15 protein-coding genes and 1 pseudogene are annotated in these 15,647 nt (G+C 46.4%); 4 read left to right on the top strand and 12 right to left on the bottom strand.

Annotated elements, in window-relative coordinates; translation table 11 throughout:
- Positions 1 to 84: 84 nt before the first annotated feature.
- Positions 85 to 1,829 (bottom strand): annotated as a pseudogene (locus RE628_RS06050) (ABC transporter ATP-binding protein).
- Entirely contained in the window at positions 1,826 to 3,586 is a 1,761-nt protein-coding gene (locus RE628_RS06040) for an ABC transporter ATP-binding protein (protein WP_309157896.1), read from the bottom strand. The pseudogene RE628_RS06050 and the gene RE628_RS06040 overlap by 4 nt, the downstream one beginning before the upstream one ends.
- 339 nt (positions 3,587 to 3,925) lie before the next feature.
- On the opposite strand from RE628_RS06040, the gene RE628_RS06035 reads away from it, so the two are divergent.
- The gene (locus RE628_RS06035; protein WP_309157894.1) at positions 3,926 to 4,795 is read left to right on the top strand and encodes a LysR family transcriptional regulator; all 870 of its coding nucleotides are present in this window, start codon (positions 3,926 to 3,928) and stop codon (positions 4,793 to 4,795) included.
- A gap of 50 nt (positions 4,796 to 4,845) precedes the next feature.
- Here the strand turns inward: RE628_RS06035 and RE628_RS06030 are convergent, their stop codons facing one another.
- From RE628_RS06030 to RE628_RS06015, 4 genes are all read right to left on the bottom strand, one after another.
- Complete coding sequence (locus RE628_RS06030) at positions 4,846 to 5,256, bottom strand: hypothetical protein (protein WP_309157893.1); 411 nt, start codon at positions 5,254 to 5,256, stop codon at positions 4,846 to 4,848.
- Positions 5,257 to 5,355: 99 nt separating this feature from the next.
- Positions 5,356 to 7,155 carry an outer membrane protein assembly factor BamB family protein gene (locus RE628_RS06025; RefSeq protein WP_309157892.1) on the bottom strand — a complete coding sequence of 600 codons (1,800 nt, stop codon included), beginning with the start codon at positions 7,153 to 7,155 and terminating at the stop codon, positions 5,356 to 5,358.
- Entirely contained in the window at positions 7,056 to 7,634 is a 579-nt protein-coding gene (locus RE628_RS06020; protein ID WP_309157891.1) for a hypothetical protein, read from the bottom strand. The genes RE628_RS06025 and RE628_RS06020 overlap by 100 nt, the downstream gene beginning before the upstream one ends.
- Before the next feature lie 203 nt (positions 7,635 to 7,837).
- Complete coding sequence (locus tag RE628_RS06015; RefSeq protein WP_309157890.1) at positions 7,838 to 9,133, bottom strand: S-layer homology domain-containing protein; 1,296 nt, start codon at positions 9,131 to 9,133, stop codon at positions 7,838 to 7,840.
- Between the two features lie 315 nt (positions 9,134 to 9,448).
- Between RE628_RS06015 and RE628_RS06010 the strand changes: the two genes are divergently transcribed.
- Entirely contained in the window at positions 9,449 to 9,907 is a 459-nt protein-coding gene (locus tag RE628_RS06010) for a hypothetical protein (protein ID WP_309157889.1), read from the top strand.
- Between the two features lie 118 nt (positions 9,908 to 10,025).
- Here the strand turns inward: RE628_RS06010 and RE628_RS06005 are convergent, their stop codons facing one another.
- The gene (locus RE628_RS06005) at positions 10,026 to 10,376 is read right to left on the bottom strand and encodes a RidA family protein (RefSeq protein ID WP_375143044.1); all 351 of its coding nucleotides are present in this window, start codon (positions 10,374 to 10,376) and stop codon (positions 10,026 to 10,028) included.
- Positions 10,377 to 10,522: 146 nt separating this feature from the next.
- Between RE628_RS06005 and RE628_RS06000 the strand changes: the two genes are divergently transcribed.
- Complete coding sequence (locus tag RE628_RS06000; protein WP_309157887.1) at positions 10,523 to 11,446, top strand: S66 peptidase family protein; 924 nt, start codon at positions 10,523 to 10,525, stop codon at positions 11,444 to 11,446.
- Positions 11,447 to 11,477: 31 nt separating this feature from the next.
- Complete coding sequence (locus RE628_RS05995) at positions 11,478 to 12,839, top strand: copper amine oxidase N-terminal domain-containing protein (RefSeq protein ID WP_309157886.1); 1,362 nt, start codon at positions 11,478 to 11,480, stop codon at positions 12,837 to 12,839.
- Between the two features lie 93 nt (positions 12,840 to 12,932).
- Here the strand turns inward: RE628_RS05995 and RE628_RS05990 are convergent, their stop codons facing one another.
- The 5 genes from RE628_RS05990 to RE628_RS05970 form a co-directional block, all read right to left on the bottom strand.
- Positions 12,933 to 13,709, bottom strand: coding sequence for a DUF4367 domain-containing protein (locus RE628_RS05990; protein ID WP_309157885.1), 777 nt, complete (start codon positions 13,707 to 13,709; stop codon positions 12,933 to 12,935).
- A 273-nt stretch (positions 13,710 to 13,982) separates the two neighbouring features.
- Positions 13,983 to 14,141, bottom strand: a complete 159-nt coding sequence (locus tag RE628_RS05985; RefSeq protein ID WP_309157884.1) for a hypothetical protein — start codon at positions 14,139 to 14,141, stop codon at positions 13,983 to 13,985.
- A gap of 65 nt (positions 14,142 to 14,206) precedes the next feature.
- Positions 14,207 to 14,749, bottom strand: a complete 543-nt coding sequence (locus tag RE628_RS05980; protein WP_309157883.1) for a hypothetical protein — start codon at positions 14,747 to 14,749, stop codon at positions 14,207 to 14,209.
- 32 nt (positions 14,750 to 14,781) lie between these two features.
- Positions 14,782 to 14,985: a hypothetical protein gene (locus RE628_RS05975; RefSeq protein ID WP_309157882.1), complete on the bottom strand. Its 204-nt coding sequence runs from the start codon at positions 14,983 to 14,985 to the stop codon at positions 14,782 to 14,784.
- Complete coding sequence (locus RE628_RS05970) at positions 14,954 to 15,526, bottom strand: RNA polymerase sigma factor (RefSeq protein ID WP_309157881.1); 573 nt, start codon at positions 15,524 to 15,526, stop codon at positions 14,954 to 14,956. The genes RE628_RS05975 and RE628_RS05970 overlap by 32 nt, the downstream gene beginning before the upstream one ends.
- Positions 15,527 to 15,647 lie beyond the last annotated feature (121 nt).

Below are 15,647 nucleotides of genomic sequence, written 5' to 3'. Positions count from 1 at the left end.
ATGCTATGTGTTACTTTACATCCCTTCACACACTTGCTACCGCAGTGTTGAACTATCATTGAGGCTCACTCACTACTAGCCCCTCTATCCATTCACAGCTGCAAACTGGCTGTTGTACAGCCCGGCGTAGTACCCGCCGCGCTCCAGCAGTTGCTCATGGCTGCCGCTCTCGACGACATCCCCGTCCTTCATGTAGAGGATCATATCGGCCTCGCGGATCGTGGACAGGCGGTGGGCGATGACGAAACTCGTTCTGCCTTCCATCATCTTCAGGAACGCCGCCTGGATACGGATCTCGGTCAGCGTATCGATGCTGCTTGTCGCTTCATCGAGAATCAGCATCGGCGGATCGACCAGCATGACCCGGGCGATCGTCAACAGCTGCTTCTGTCCTTGTGACAGGCTATCGCCGGAACCGCTAATCACCGTATCATAGCCCTGCGGCAGCCGCTTGATGAAGCTGTGGGCGTTAGCCGCTTTAGCGGCAGCAATAACTTCGTTCAGGCTAACATCCGGCTTCCCGTAAGCGATATTGTCACGGATCGTCCCACCGAACAGCCATGTATCCTGCAGCACCATGCCGAAGGTACGACGCAGGCTGTCTCGGGTCATATTATTAATGTTAATGCCATTGATAGCAATCTCACCGGCATCAACATCATAGAATCGCATTAACAAATTCACCAGTGTCGTCTTGCCAGCTCCAGTCTGCCCTACAATTGCAACCTTCGTCCCTGGCTCAACAACCAGATTCAAATCGGTGATAAGAGGTCGATCTGCACGGTATGCGAACTTCACATGGCGGAAAGTAATAGTCCCCTGCGCCGCTGGGAAATGAACTGCATCGTCAGCATCCTTCGGCTCCGCTGGCTCATCAAGTACCTGGAAGACGCGCTGTGCCGAGGCTGTCGCCGACTGCAGCTGCGTAATTACGCCGGTAATCTCATTGAATGGCTTGGCAAACAGATTGGCGTAGATTAGGAAGCTGGACAGCCCTCCGACCGATATTCTGGACAAAATGACCATAATACTGCCGATTAAAGCAATGATCGAGAAAGTGATATTGTTCACCAGCCGAGTGGATGGATTCGACAGAGAGCTGACAAATTGCGATTTGACTCCTGTCTGATACAGCTCATCATTTCGTGCCGTAAATGCTGCAAAAGAATGATCTTCATAACGGAAGGCCTGAACAACCTTCTGCCCACCAATCATCTCCTCTACATATCCATTCAGACCGCCCAATATGCGGGCTTGATCACGAAATAACTGCTGGGATCGCATCGTTATATAGCGCGCTACAAAGAAGGACGCTGGTGCAGATAACAGCACGACAATAGTCATGACTGGATTCGTATACAGCATGAGCGCAATCGCCCCAATGATCGTAACAACACCGGTCAATAACGTGGAGAACCCCTGCAGCAGCCCGTCCGATATGGCGTCCATATCGTTAACGAATCTGCTGATGCTGTCCCCTTGCGGGTGATTATCATGATATTTAAGCGGAAGGACGTTCAGTCTATCGAACAGCTCACTGCGTAGATCATTAACCGTTTGATAAGCGAGCCGTTCGTCAGATAGGTCAACAACCAGCCAAACATGCTTCCTACTAGATACACTAGGCCAAGCAGCGTAAGCAATCTGAATACGTCAGCGAACTGGACAGCGCCCTTGCCAATCATCTTGTCGATCGTAACCCCGATCATATACGGGCCAATCAAGCTGGAAGCCACACTGATCATCGCACTGATAAAGGACCAAATTACATAACTCTTATATTTTCCCGTATAAGTCAGCAGTCTTCCCCATGTTTGCTTCATGTTCATTGTTGTCCTGCCTCCTCATTAGTGACCTGTGAGCGACAAATCTCCTGATAAACACTAGAGTCCCGCTTGAGCTCAGCATCGGTGCCAATTCCGGCGATCCGTCCGTCCTCGAAAACGATGATCTTATCAGCCTGTTGCACGGTGCTGACCCGCTGCGAGACGAGGAATACAGTCATCCCCTGGCTGTTCTCCCGGATCGATCTTCGTAATGCGGCGTCCGTAGCATAATCGAGTGCGCTCGAAGAATCATCAAGGATGAGAATATCGGGATTTGCAACGATTGCCCGAGCGATTGTTAAGCGCTGCTTCTGTCCACCCGACAGATTGAGGCCGCCCCTGGACACCGGGGTCTGGTAACCTTCCGGCATTTTCGATATGAATTCATCCGCCTGCGCAATGACAGCTGCCCGCTTGATCTCTTCATCAGAAGCCAGCTCATTACCCCAGCGAATGTTGTCGGCAATCGTCCCAGTGAAGAGTAGCGCCTTCTGCGGAACAATCCCGATCTTGCCGCGCAGCTCATGCAGCCTGTAATCCTGTACGTTCATTCCATTGATTAAGATTCGCCCGGATGTAGCATCATAAAATCTCGGAATCAGGTTCACAAATGTAGATTTTCCTGAACCCGTACCACCGATAATCCCCACGGTCTGACCACGCATGATCTTGAGCGATACATCTGTCAGAGCTGGATCACCTGTTGGACTGTATCCGAAGGTGACATGGTCGAATTCGACCACTGGGCAATCATTCCCCTCTTCCACTTTCGCTACAGCCGATTGCTTTCTCTTCTCTGACTCAGGATCCGCAATGGATGGAACGGTGTCCAGCACTTCATTGATCCGCCCCGCTGAGGAAGCAGCCTTCGTAAATAAAATGATCAAGTTCGACACAACAATCAGAGCGAGCAAAATTTGCGTCACATAGTTAATGAAGGCGATAATCTCGCCGGAAGATAAGGTGCCTGCATTAATATGGATACCGCCAACCCACAGAATGGCGATAATCGCCCCGTTGACTACAACCGTCGTTACTGGGCTGAGTAGCGCCGACACCCTCCCGACTCTGATCGCTGTTGCCGTGATATCATCGGAGGCCTCCCGGAATCTTTCCTTCTCGGCCCGTCTCTTTGCGAACGCCCGAATGACGCGAACCCCCGACAAGTTCTCACTTAATACTACTGCGATCTTGTCCAGCTTCTTCTGATATAACCGGTACACGGGCGCAGTCTTGGTAATAATCAAATAGAGAATAATAGCAAACAGCGGCGTCGCAGCCAGCAGAATAAGCGACAGTCTAAAATCTAGTAGCATTGACATGATGATCGCGCCAATACAAATGAACGGGGCACGAATCACGAGACGGATTAGCATCGCCACCGCGACCTGCATCTGATTAACATCATTCGTAATACGGTTGATCAGAGACGGCGTCCCGAAGCGATCAATCTCCGCATAAGACAGCGTCGAGACATGCCGGAACAGCGTATTACGAAGCGTTGTCCCGAAGCCCTGAGATGCTCGGGCCGCGTAATATTGGCAGATCAACGAGCTGCCGAAGCCAAGTATAGACATGGCGACCATTAAGCCGCCCATTTTCCATACATAAGTGATATCATTGCCGCCAATACCATGATTTACGATCAAGGCTACAATCGTCGGCAGGAACAGCTCCAGAATCGCCTCCACCAGCTTGAATAAAGGCCCCAGGATACTCTCCTTCTTATAAGGTTTTAAGAATACTGCAAGTCTAAACAAAGTACCATCCCCATCATGACTGTTATTAAAGAGGTTGTTTAAAAAGTCCCCCTTTGATCACGAAGTAACTCAGGAGGCAGATTCGGCATCGAATCTTGAATTCACCCGGCCTTCCGGTGCTCACGTACTAACTACGTACGCTCCGCTCCTCAGTCCCTAGCTTCATCCAACCTTCTCGGTGCTGAAAGTCTGACTTTTTAAACTCGCACTTAAAGTTCCGCATTTGATAAGAAAACTAATTACCGGATATGATTATGACATAACATCTTCCATATTAATAATATTTGATTTATATCTATGGTATATGAAATAAGTATATCATTCTATGAGGAGGCACTTATGGACATCAGGCAGTTGAAATATTTCCTGACGATCGCGGAGGAAGGCCAGATCACCTCAGCCGCCAAGAAACTGCAAATGGCCCAGCCCCCGCTCAGCCAGCAGCTCAAGCTGTTGGAGGAGGAGCTTGGCGTGAAGCTAGTAGAGCGAGGTCCGCGCAGCATTCGGCTCACAGACGCTGGGGAAATTTTACGTCGCAGGGCGCAGCAGATTGTAGATTTGACGGACTCGACCTCGAGAGAGGTCAGCGATTTTGCCAAAGGATTAAAAGGAACATTAACGATTGGTACGGTATCCTCCTCAGGATCGACATTGTTAAAGGATAGATTATCCGAATTTCACAAAACCTACACCGGGATCAAATTTGAAATCCATGAAGGCAACACGTTCCGAGTTATTGAATTGCTGCAGAGTGGGGTCATTGAAGTGGGGATCGTCAGAACGCCGTTTCATAACGCGGGAATGGGGTATAAGTATGCCGAAGCGGAGCCGATGATCGCCGTGATGACTCCGGAACTAGATTGGAGTAGCGGGCGGGACACCCTCGACATCCAAGAGTTGCGTAAGCGGCCTCTGATTATTTACCGCCGGTTTGAGCAATTGATTCGTGAGACTTGTCAGAAGGCAGGCTTCGAGCCGAACCTATTCTGTAAAAATGATGATGCCAGAACCACTCTGTTATGGGCCAATGCCGGGCTCGGTATCGGAATTATTCCGAAGTCCGCATTCGAGCTGGCGAACCATAGCAATCTGATCTACAAAGAAATCGACAATCCCTCCTTAGAGACCCGAATCGCGGCGATTTGGATCAAGGACCGTTATATGTCTTCGCTAGCCAGTAAGTTCTTGGAGAGCTTTAGTAAGGAATAGGGACATGAAAGAAAGGAGTGAGCGGCTGTTCACCGTTTCACTCCTTTTTACTATGATGACCATAGGGGATTCTGTTGTTTTTCCTCAAACAAGGCTTTAATTTCATTGAACCATTTCTTACTACTGCCACCAAAAATCAACGTATTTGATGTTTTATCAATACCCTTTCTTACTTCAACATGCCCAAAGGAATTAATTTTGTATTCTAATGTTCGATTATTATCTGTTATTAACTGAATCCACAATTCATAAAAATGACTCGTATAACTGCGAACAGGCCCTATGTCAGGAAATGTTTTAATGACAGTCCTGTCTTTTAAGAGTCGAACTACGGCGGCAATCTCTTCCTCATCCGTTGTCCGAATTTGTTGAAAAGTTGCCCCTATACCAGGCTTGTTATCAAATAGTACTATAACTGCTCCCTTAATATGCTCATGTTTATAGTAACTATTTATATACATGTACCCGTCATATAAAACATAACTCAACAGTCCGAAAACGATTAAACATATCAAAAATATGCTCCTTCTCCTATTCATTCGTGGGGAATATTACACCTCCTAGCCCTGGTTATCAAATAATTCAGCCAATCTTTGCTCTATCTCCCGAATACTAAATTGCACTATAGCCCCGTTCGCCGTGCCAACATAGAGCTCATCTCCAGAGATATTGATTGTCCCGTTACGCGACTCCAGCTCTCGCAGCTCCGCGTAGCCCATCAGCATATTTTGAATTCGGCCTAACATCTCCCCGCTCTGTCGATCGATAACGAGCAGGTCCCGGCCATAAGGGATTAGCAAGTAATGGCTCAACACAATATATCCGCCTCCGGCAAAGTAGGACATATTATCCGTCTCGGTTGCAGTATGATTCATCTGCCACACCGCTTTGCCATCCTCTAGCCTTACTGCTGTAGGGATTCCATCATCTAAGAGATATAATATATCCCCAGCGATAGTTCCCTTGGAGGCTCTGCCCGCCAACGCCCAAAGCTCTTGCCCCCGCTCCACATCATACAACGCGGATTCATAATGCTCTTCGCTCCGACTAACACCGGTATTAGCGGTGGTCTCCTTCTTGCGCTGCACAAGTAAATAACGCTCATTGATCATCTTGATCCGCTCATTCGCGGTTAAGGGATACTCTGCCAAGCTGTCCCCCGTTCGCAAATCCAGTAGCATCCAACGGTCGCCAAGCAACATCCAGCGTCTGGATGCAGGTGGCTCGAAGGGATTTACTCTTGGCCCAGCCGGATAGTAAGCATCATAACTGACATAGTCTGGACGCTGTCCTTGAAGCTTTACTGTCCATTTCATCTGCCCGGAACTCGGATCATATCCTTTCAAGGCTTCATGATCCTGTACCAGTACATAAGGATCTTGGCCTCCTTCATTGAGTACGTGAGCCTCAGCGGCAACCTCCTGCTTCCATATCAGCTTGCCTGTGGTATTGTTGAAGACAGATAATTGCGCAGCATGATTCTTCTCTTCTGTGCTTGGAGCCTCCAGCATGATTACGCTATTTTGCGCCAGCCCCATTTCAACGTTGTTTCCTTGATCCTCCGATTTCATTTCCCATAGGATCTTGCCATCTGATAAGCGGATTTGGCGCAGTCTGATCTCGTACCGCTTCGCCTCCGGGCTATAGTTGGTCAAGACTGTCACCATATCGCCAGAATCCGCGGCTTCCGCCTGCAAAATTCCAAAGCCGGCCTCCACCTGCCACAGCTTCTTTCCGTCAGACGGAGTGACTGCATATAGATTAGAGCTCTGATGCATTCCGCTAAACCCACCGTCATCTCCCTTGATCAACAATATATCCGGAGTAGCGGCAAGCAAGTAGGCAAAATCCAAATCCCCCTGCTGTCTCCACATCGGGTTGAGCTGCAAAGTTTCCGGTAAGGGTGAATTTATAAAATGATAAGAATAGCGATATTCCACCCCGGTAAAGATGCTCCTGCTCCCGCCTGCACCAGGAATAATCCAACTCGTCCTCTCCAGCTTACCTTCTTTAGAAAAGGTTACTAAAAAGTGCCCGTCAAGCCGTTCATAACGCCAGGTCTTACCCAGTTGCATTGGCTGGCCGTTTTCCATCTGCAAGTTCGCACATGTCTCCATAAATTGCGGTGCTCCTAACAGCTTCTCCACATAGGAACTATCCACGCCAGGAACCAGCATCCAACTCGCGATATTCCTGATCAGATCAGTAGATATTTTGGAGCTCTGAGCGAAGATTCCCTGCGGAAGCGCTGTTTCAGCCGCTATATCCTGCTTCTGAACCCACAGCAGAACTGGTTGATAGATTTCTCCGTCCTTCTGCCACGGCTCTGGATTCGCAAGTACCCCACCCAGTTGTTCCACCGAGCTACTGCGACCCAGTTAGAATCACCCGCCACCTTGTTGTTCCATGTTATAGAGCTGTTCGGAGCTAACGCCAGCTTAGCCTTACTGGTCAGATTAACCAGCTCGGCATCTTTGAGTTGGACGATTTGACCCGCTTCCTTCTTCCAATACCATAGCGGAGTCCAGACATCGCCCAGATTAAAAGAATGAACCTGAATCAGCTCGCCCTTCACTTCACGAACGGTGAACATATCTCCCTGCTGCCCTTGAAATGGAGCATTAAATTGATGAATGTCACTTTTACTGCTAATTTGCTTCGGAAACAGAGGTACACGCTGCTGAGCCACAAGGGAATCCCCTTTTTTCGGAAGGATATTACTAGAGACATTGGTCGCGGCAGACGTTGTATTATCAGCCCCCAGAGCTGCCTCTGACGAAGGCAGCAATAACAGGACACAAACCCCTAACCCTAGAGCTATTTTGCTTAACGGTATCATCGCCTCATCTCCCACATGAACTTCTAATCAAATTATGCGCTTATAATGGATAATTATCTCAATTATTACATTAGACGTAGGACATTCCGAAAAGTTCTGGAGCGATAGTGTGCGATTCTGTCACTATAAAAATGAGAATACAAAAAGCCTTCGAATTCCTACATTCAGGAAACCGAAGGCTTTATTGCATACAACTTTACAAATTAACCCTTCTTGAGTGCGATGGAGAATACCACCGTCTTGGCTGTGTTATCAACTAGAACATTAACGGTATAGTCACCTACATCGGCCTGCTTAGATGCAAGCGGTCTGCCTGCTTCCACCTCAGCACAAATCGAATCGAACCAGCGATTGAAGGCAATCGCATCATAGGAGAATAGCTGGTTAGCAAAGAGCTGAATTGGCTCCTTGTTCCGTGCCAATGTGCCTTCACGTAGGCGTACGGTTATTCCATACGTATTGTAAGACGGATCGAGCCAGATCGCCGCCTCTTCGGTTGCGGCCTTCGAGATTGTCGTACCTAGAACCGTGCTCTCCTGCACCGCCTTCTTCTCCTTCTCATCCTTGAACAGACGAAGCGTCGTATCGTACAGATCGTAATTGGTTCCACGCAGTTGTCCGGCCTGCTTCAATGTATCGTAGGCATCCCACATTTTCTTGTCCGGGAAGGCAACGATCTTCTGTCCGCCACCATTCGTAGGCACAAGCCTCTGTAGCTTCTCTTCCTGCGGGAGAACCGGAATACGCTTCGTTTTATCGGTCAGACGATTCAAGATAACGAGCGACTCGGCCCGGGTAACATAACGGCCAACGCCAAATTTGCCATCCGGATACCCTTCCATAATTCCTTTGATTAAGGACTCAGCAATGAACTTCTGCTCTCTGTCGCTGGCGCTCGTTAAATCCCCGTAGCCTTGTGCAATAGAGCGACTGAACTGTTCATCCTCCAGATACTCGGTCTCCTGTATCGTGTAGAACAGCACTTCCGCCACATTTTCACGGGTCATATTTGCCTGGAAATCACTGTACCGATTTTTATTTAGAAAATTCAGGTCACTGGCAACATCTATGTAAGGTTTGGCCCAATACCCTGTCATCGCAGGCTTGAAATTGAAATACCGGTAATCCTGCTTCAGGATCGTCCGGTTCTCCTCAGAGAGGGAATCCAGGAAAGAGCTCTTCCAGCTTCGCTCCAGATTCGGGTGCTGCTCACTGTAAGACAGAATCAGCATCTTAATGAACTGATCGACCTTCACGGGTTCATTCGGTCGGAAGCTTCCATCCGGATAACCGTCTAGAATGCCTTGTTCCACCATGGCCTCAATCGCAGGTCTCGCCCAGTGTCCTTTAATGTCTTTAAACACCGGCTCCTTCGCCTGTACGGGTGCCGCTCCAGCCTCAGCTTGGGATACCCCTGCGAATAGTCCGGTGATCAAGCACAGAGATAGGAGAATACGCATACTGCCAACTCCTATGGGCTTGATTGTTTCTATTTTCATAAAAAATGCCTCCTGAATAATATAATAACAAGCTGCATTGCAGCCAATCATGCGCTATTATTCAGAAAACCATAATTTCCGACGATTGTGAATAGGCCTTACGAGCCGCGCGAAAACCGTTACAAATGTTCGAAAAATGGCGCTTTATAGACAGTGCTGACGTCCGATTTTGCAACTTTATACCGAGGATATAAGGTATTTGGGATTATAACTTAGTACCTAGATCATATCTGGCGTTTAATTTTTATGACCAAGACGCTATAATGTAATGTAATCCTATTTATTTACTAGTATATATTAGAGAGGAAGAGAGACATGAATCATATAACTATTAAATTGTCGCAGAGTACCGCTATTTTGCTAGAGCACGCCCGTAGAGCAGGAATGTCTGACCAAGCGATCCTTGCTGCGGTGGAAGCTAAAGATTCTGGCGCGTTTAAGCAGATTGAGGACGAACGCTACAACTATGAGAACTTTATCAGCTACGCCAATGAACATGGAGAGAGACTGGCCGAGGCTATCAAGGAAGGCTACCGCCTGACTTTCAATACCCGTAATGGGCTAAAAAGCTGGCTTGAGCAGGCGTTTGACCTGCAAGGTGGACAAGATTTCGAAGTCGGTGAGGGGATCATCGAGAAATTGCACCTCACTGAGCAGCAAGCCGAACTGGTTCAAGAACGCCTCGCAGTAAACTGGGTTATAGCCGAAGCGAAGGAAGTTTCCGGTGGCAAGGAATTGACTCTGAAGCTACGTGCGCCGGAGGTTAGTATTTGAGGTCAACCTAAAGCTTCCGTTATGAGGTGCAAAGATTTAATATGTTAGGCGTTAGAATTGATTATAAAAAGTGCCGAAAAGACAGTCTATTAGACGATCCTTTCGGCATTTTGCTTAATTATTGTGGGTTTGGAAGATAAGCTACTCCATCAATCATCATCAGGCAATCCGAATCAATAAACTCCGTCGTTGAGGTCATTCTGGCTGGAAATCGATCTGTTTCAAAGTAGTCACAAAATACCTTTTCCATTTCGGGTAAATCCTTTATGTTCTTTAGATACACATTAACCTTCACGACACTATCTAATGATGCATTGCATTGTAGTAGTGTCTCCTTCAAATGTTCAAAGGTGTCATGAATCTGCTGAGTGAACGTCTCACCGAACCCTCTATGTAACCCTAAAAATATGTACTCCCCGGCCACTACTGCGGATGAATAACTGTAAGGTGTGGAAATTCGATTTATCAAAGCTAACATCCCCTTATTCCATAATTCTCAAATCACATATAAATTATAGAACATATGTTCCGTGTTATCAAGCCGCCTTTGCCAATATAATCTAAAGATATGGTTTCACGTTGGCTCTTCTATTTTCAGGAGAGGAAGATGAGCATATGCCGATACGTCCGCCAATATTACAGAGGGGCGATACCGTGGGGATCGTTACCTTAGGCAGTCCGTTAGCCGCAAACATCATCGATGAACGGATCGAATATTTGAAGGCAATGGGGCTTAATGTCCTATTGGGTCAATTTGTATACGCGCAAGATGGGTTTCTAGCTGGTACAGACGAGCAGCGAGCCTCCGATTTGATGATGATGTTTCAGAACGAGCAAGTCAAAATGATACTGCCCACCAGAGGCGGTACAGGAGTGGCCGGAATTCTTCCGTACCTGGATTATAATGTGATACAGAACAATCCTAAAATCATTACAGGTTATAGTGACATAACGGTATTGTTAAATGTACTGTATGAACTTGTAGACTTAATAACATTCCATAGTCTGCTGCTCATTGACTTCAAATCCAATACACCTGACTATAATTTCGACCAATTTTTCTCTACGACGTCTCTTTACTCATTAACCAGACCGATCTTAAATCCGCCGGGAGTTCCGCTGATTAGCCGGGTACCGGGAAACGTTACAGGGCCGCTAGTCGGCGGAAATCTAACATCTTTTGTGGATACATTGGGCACCCCCTTCGAAATCGATACACGGGATAAAATTATCGTCCTTGAAGAAACTCATGAACCTACCAATAAAGTCTACAGATACTTGAATCATTTGAACTTGGCCGGAAAATTAAATGATTGCATCGGCATTATTATGGGAGAATGCACGGGCTGCCAGGCGGCTTACGGTAAATCCTATGAGGATATAATTAACGAATTCATTGTCCCTCTCGGTAAGCCACTAATAACCAATCTAGCCACAGGACATGGTGTTTATAAAGCGGCATTGCCAATTGGAGCAACGGTTAATCTCGATTCATTCAATAGTTTAATAACTGTGGTTGAGCCTACCGTCAGCGTATAAAGTTGCGTAAGCAATAGTGGGAGGAAATTATATGAGAAGAGTTCATTTTGGTCGAATGGTATTGGCGTTGCTTATTTCTACAATTGTTATTTCTGTGGTTACATTCACGCAGACCAGAGACGCCAAAGCGGAAAGCATTGTTTCGGGTACGACCGGAATTACCTACACGAATAGCATGATGGGTTATACATTAACATTACCTGTAAGCTGGAAAGGACAGTACAGGGTACACAGCAATTATTCTGATGACTCTCATCTAGTTACTTCTTTTACAAATAAAAAGGCTGAGGATGGGGCAGGAGTAGGTGTATTATTCACCATAATCAGGTATTCCGGCAATAAGGCTCCGCAGGGGGATTTCGATACCCCCACCGATGGGCGATTAGTATTACGAAGTGACGCTTACGTCTACGCTATAAAGCTCCCAACTGACGATCAGTCCACAAAAGCTACGAAATCCGATTATCAAATCATGCAGGCGAATATTGACTCTATCGTAAAAACGATAAAAGTTGTACCCATTATAAATGTCTCTGATCCTACGTATCAGGCAAGAGCAATGACAGATAACAATGGTCTTACCAATAATATGGCATATTCGTTCGCGAACGGAGAAAAAGATGCTGTTTCAGGTGAAAGCCTACTTATGATAAACGGTGAGTTTACTGACACGAAGGTGATTATAAGAAATAAACGTTCGCTTGTACCCATTCGTGCTGCTGCGGAAGCTTTTGGAGCGGATGTTCGATGGAATGGCGCAACACAAACGATTAGAATTAAGGATGTAAACAAAGAAATCATAATGAAAATAGGTCTTACCGAAGCAACTGTAAACGGCAAAACCGTATCACTTGATGTAGCTCCTATGATGGATCATGGACATACTTATGTACCGCTAAGTTTTATTAGTGCTAGCCTAAATAAAGCCGTAGGGTATCTGCCCGCCGAAACGCAAACTACCGACAAATATCTTAATGCTATTGCCGACAATAACGCTGCTAAGGGTTTAGCTTATAACCCTATTGTTTGGATTGATGATCCTACCAAAATGAATAATAGTACATCTGTCAATGAAACACTGATATGGCTAAAATCTCAAATGAAGCAAGGAATGGACTCCTTGAAAGACAATATAGACACTGCGGATAGAGGAAACTTAAAAGGAACAAGTCTGAACGACCCTACCTTTGCACAAATAGATAACGCAATAAATAACACATACTATATAGGAAATGTTGGACGTTATGAAATGTTTCAAGGCCCTTATTTAACCCTTGTCGACCCAAAAGCAAAAATCATTTATTTCTATACGGTTGCTCACTCAATAGGGGCTATTTGGAAAGCGGATATGAACAGCTCAGATACATTTGTTCCGATGTATTTTGCTGACTGAACCAACACTTATCAATAGCGTATTTTTCCAGTGTTATCAAAACAAAAAAGCCTGCCATAGGCAGACTCTTGAATTGGTTATCGTTCTAGCATATCATTCCTGCATGATGCTTTCCGCAATCGATACGAGATCTTCTTTCGTCAGAGGACTTTTCTTATAGGTGGAAATCGTGTACTCCAGATTGTTTTCCGCATCCTCCCATGTCAGATTAGTTGAATAAACAGCGTTGGAGTTCGTAAGGTATAAAGCTTCGATGCCGCCTATGCTCACCTTTTCAAGCTTCTCGCCCTTACCTGCTACTCGTGTGACTTCAGTAATAAGCGGATGTATTCTTTTGGCACTAATGCGAATCACGTCAGAGTCTTTGGAGAAGACAAGCGCCGCTTCCCCTGCTTCGCTCCAATTTAGCTTTTTAGTGTAATATGTTTTTCCTTTCGCTTCCACTTTGAGTTCCTTTAGCATCTTTTGATATGGCTGACTAAAGGAAAAATAGTATGGAGGCACGATTTCACCTGACTTAAAGGCATACCCTTCCGGAAGCCATCCCGGCTGAGTTAACTTCGGCGCTTTGTGTTTATTCAACAGCTTTGTATATTCGTCATAATCTGAACTGGTTATAGAGAGGTAATTAAAAGACAGCGAATTGTCAGTCCCATTATATAATACAGTTAAATCGCCTGGCTTCTTCTCTTTGGACTGGATGCCCATAGCCTCTTTTTTCTGACGTTCTAGATTGCTCTTGCTTGATATCGCCTGTGTCTTCGTCTCTTTCTGTGGTGCAGCGCCTGCCTCTGCGGCAAATCCGCTTGCTGATCCTAGCACTAGCAGAATGCTTGTAGTAGCAATGATCATTTTCTTCGTAAGGTTCATGGATGAATCTCCTTTCGCCAAGTAGGCATGTGGTTTTGTTTACTTATATAACCCCCTAGCCTCTAGAAAAGGGACATATAAGAGGTTGTTTAAAAAGTCCCCCTTTGATCACGAAGCAATACTGCTAGCTTAATCGGCATCGAATCTTGAATTCAGCCGGGCCTTCCGGTGTTCACGTACCCACTACGTACGCTCCACTCCTCAGTCCCTAGCTTCATCCAACCTTCTCGGTGCTGAAAGTCAGACTTTTTAAACTTGCATTATAAAGTGAAGTTATTTCACCATGCTGCCCGCAAAGCGAATAAATTCGGACTTGGACAGAGTACTATCCGGGTTATCGAATATGGAATAATAAATCCCCGCCTCTTCATCAAGCCACTCCAATTTGTGTTTGTAGTAAACAGTATCTGCCTCGGCTGTTTCTACCTCCATAAGAACCATCTCCTGACCGCCTGCCGTCAGCTTCTCGATCGATACGCCCTTGGGATGCTGCGTTACTACCGGGGACGGATCTTCTTCCGTTCATAAGCAATGACATTGATCGTATCTTTCCCATTGCTATAGACCGCCTTTGCACTTCCCGCTTTACTCCAGGACAACGGCTTGATGAATAATTTAGCACCACTAGTTGAGGATTCAGCCATTTGGATAAACTCCGGTTCTAACTTATGCAGATTTGCCAAGCTAGCCTCGCCTTCCGTCACACTAACAAATACATTCCCTTCTGTAAAAGAGTACCCTTTAGGCAAATACTTGGGCTCATCCAGCATTGGTCCAGATGTGATTTCAAGCTGCTTCTTCAATTCCGCAAAACTGCTGTACACCACCGGTTTAAACTCAGTTTTAACCTTATTAGCTCGGTTGTAGGCATTAATTGTATCGTCATGGACGTAGTAAGCCACCAGTTCCCCGGGTTTAAGTTGGGCCTGGACACGCTCTCTGTATGCAGACAGCAGCTTATCGAGTGTTTTGGCATGTGGAGTATACTTATCTTCTATAATTTCCTTCGTTTCCACGATGACCTGACCTTTTGAATTCAAAATTTGCACGTACCTAGAAGCCGCATAGCCTGTTATGGAGGACAATACCAGAATGAGACAGGCAATCGTAACAATGACACCGGTCCGGTGTCGAACCCTTTTCCGCTACTGCCCCGCTCGTGAATTTCCCGAACCCGGTTCATCACGCTCAATCGCACATCAATGTCATCCAGCTCCTTATTAATGAGAAGCTCCCTGATCTGATCATCTTGAAGTGTAGCTTTGGCTTTTCGCATAACCTGCTCCCTCCTTCTGATCCATTAGTTTCTGCAGCTTCAGCTTGAGGCGCCCGTACTTCTTCTTCACCGCTTCCGTACTTTTTCCGGAAATTTCTCCAATCTCGGCAAAAGACTTCTCTTCAAGCACACGTAATATTAACAAACTTCGCTCGTCCGCGCTTATCGCTGTAATGGCAGATGCCAATGGCTCTCCAAATAATCGGTTTGTCATCGTCTGCTCCGCACTTTCCGCCATCGCCTCTTGGTGGAACCAGCTCTGGAATTTACGCTGTATGCTGCGTTTACGAAGCAGATTCAGACAATGGTAGTGCGCAATCTTGTATAGCCAGGATGAGAAGCTGCCCGTCGGATCGTACTTATCTATTTTTTCATAGGCTTTAACTAGAATGTCCTGTACGGCATCCTCCGCCTCCTGCCGGTTCCCTAACATACGACTACAATACCGGTAAATCGGAGCCTGGAACGCCTCGACAATATGTACATACTTGTTCACTTCGCCCGCTTTGACTTGCTTCACGCATTCCTCAACAAACTCCATCAAGCCTTCCTCCTCTCTACCTACGTATAACACTTCAGGAGCAGTAAAAGGGACAGTTTTTTGCGATTGATTTGGGTACGTGCAGAAAAGCCATGATCGCAATCGATCTAAAATGTCTCCC

It is taken from the genome of Paenibacillus sp. D2_2 (genome assembly GCF_031199965.1).
Lineage (GTDB): Bacteria > Bacillota > Bacilli > Paenibacillales > Paenibacillaceae > Fontibacillus.
The sequence above is the reverse complement of the archived record's forward strand: the minus strand, read 5'-3'. Positions and strand labels throughout refer to the sequence as shown.

Bases quoted from the DNA above. Each gene is read 5' to 3' on its own strand.
- RE628_RS06035 (WP_309157894.1), top strand. From the start codon at position 3,926: ATGGACATCAGGCAGTTGAAATATTTCCTGACGATCGCGGAGGAAGGC.
- RE628_RS06030 (WP_309157893.1), bottom strand. From the start codon at position 5,256: ATGTATATAAATAGTTACTATAAACATGAGCATATTAAGGGAGCAGTT.
- RE628_RS06020 (WP_309157891.1), bottom strand. From the start codon at position 7,634: ATGATACCGTTAAGCAAAATAGCTCTAGGGTTAGGGGTTTGTGTCCTG.
- RE628_RS06015 (WP_309157890.1), bottom strand. From the start codon at position 9,133: ATGAAAATAGAAACAATCAAGCCCATAGGAGTTGGCAGTATGCGTATT.
- RE628_RS06010 (WP_309157889.1), top strand. From the start codon at position 9,449: ATGAATCATATAACTATTAAATTGTCGCAGAGTACCGCTATTTTGCTA.
- RE628_RS06000 (WP_309157887.1), top strand. From the start codon at position 10,523: ATGCCGATACGTCCGCCAATATTACAGAGGGGCGATACCGTGGGGATC.
- RE628_RS05995 (WP_309157886.1), top strand. From the start codon at position 11,478: ATGAGAAGAGTTCATTTTGGTCGAATGGTATTGGCGTTGCTTATTTCT.
- RE628_RS05990 (WP_309157885.1), bottom strand. From the start codon at position 13,709: ATGAACCTTACGAAGAAAATGATCATTGCTACTACAAGCATTCTGCTA.
- RE628_RS05985 (WP_309157884.1), bottom strand. From the start codon at position 14,141: ATGGAGGTAGAAACAGCCGAGGCAGATACTGTTTACTACAAACACAAA.
- RE628_RS05975 (WP_309157882.1), bottom strand. From the start codon at position 14,985: ATGCGAAAAGCCAAAGCTACACTTCAAGATGATCAGATCAGGGAGCTT.
- RE628_RS05970 (WP_309157881.1), bottom strand. From the start codon at position 15,526: ATGGAGTTTGTTGAGGAATGCGTGAAGCAAGTCAAAGCGGGCGAAGTG.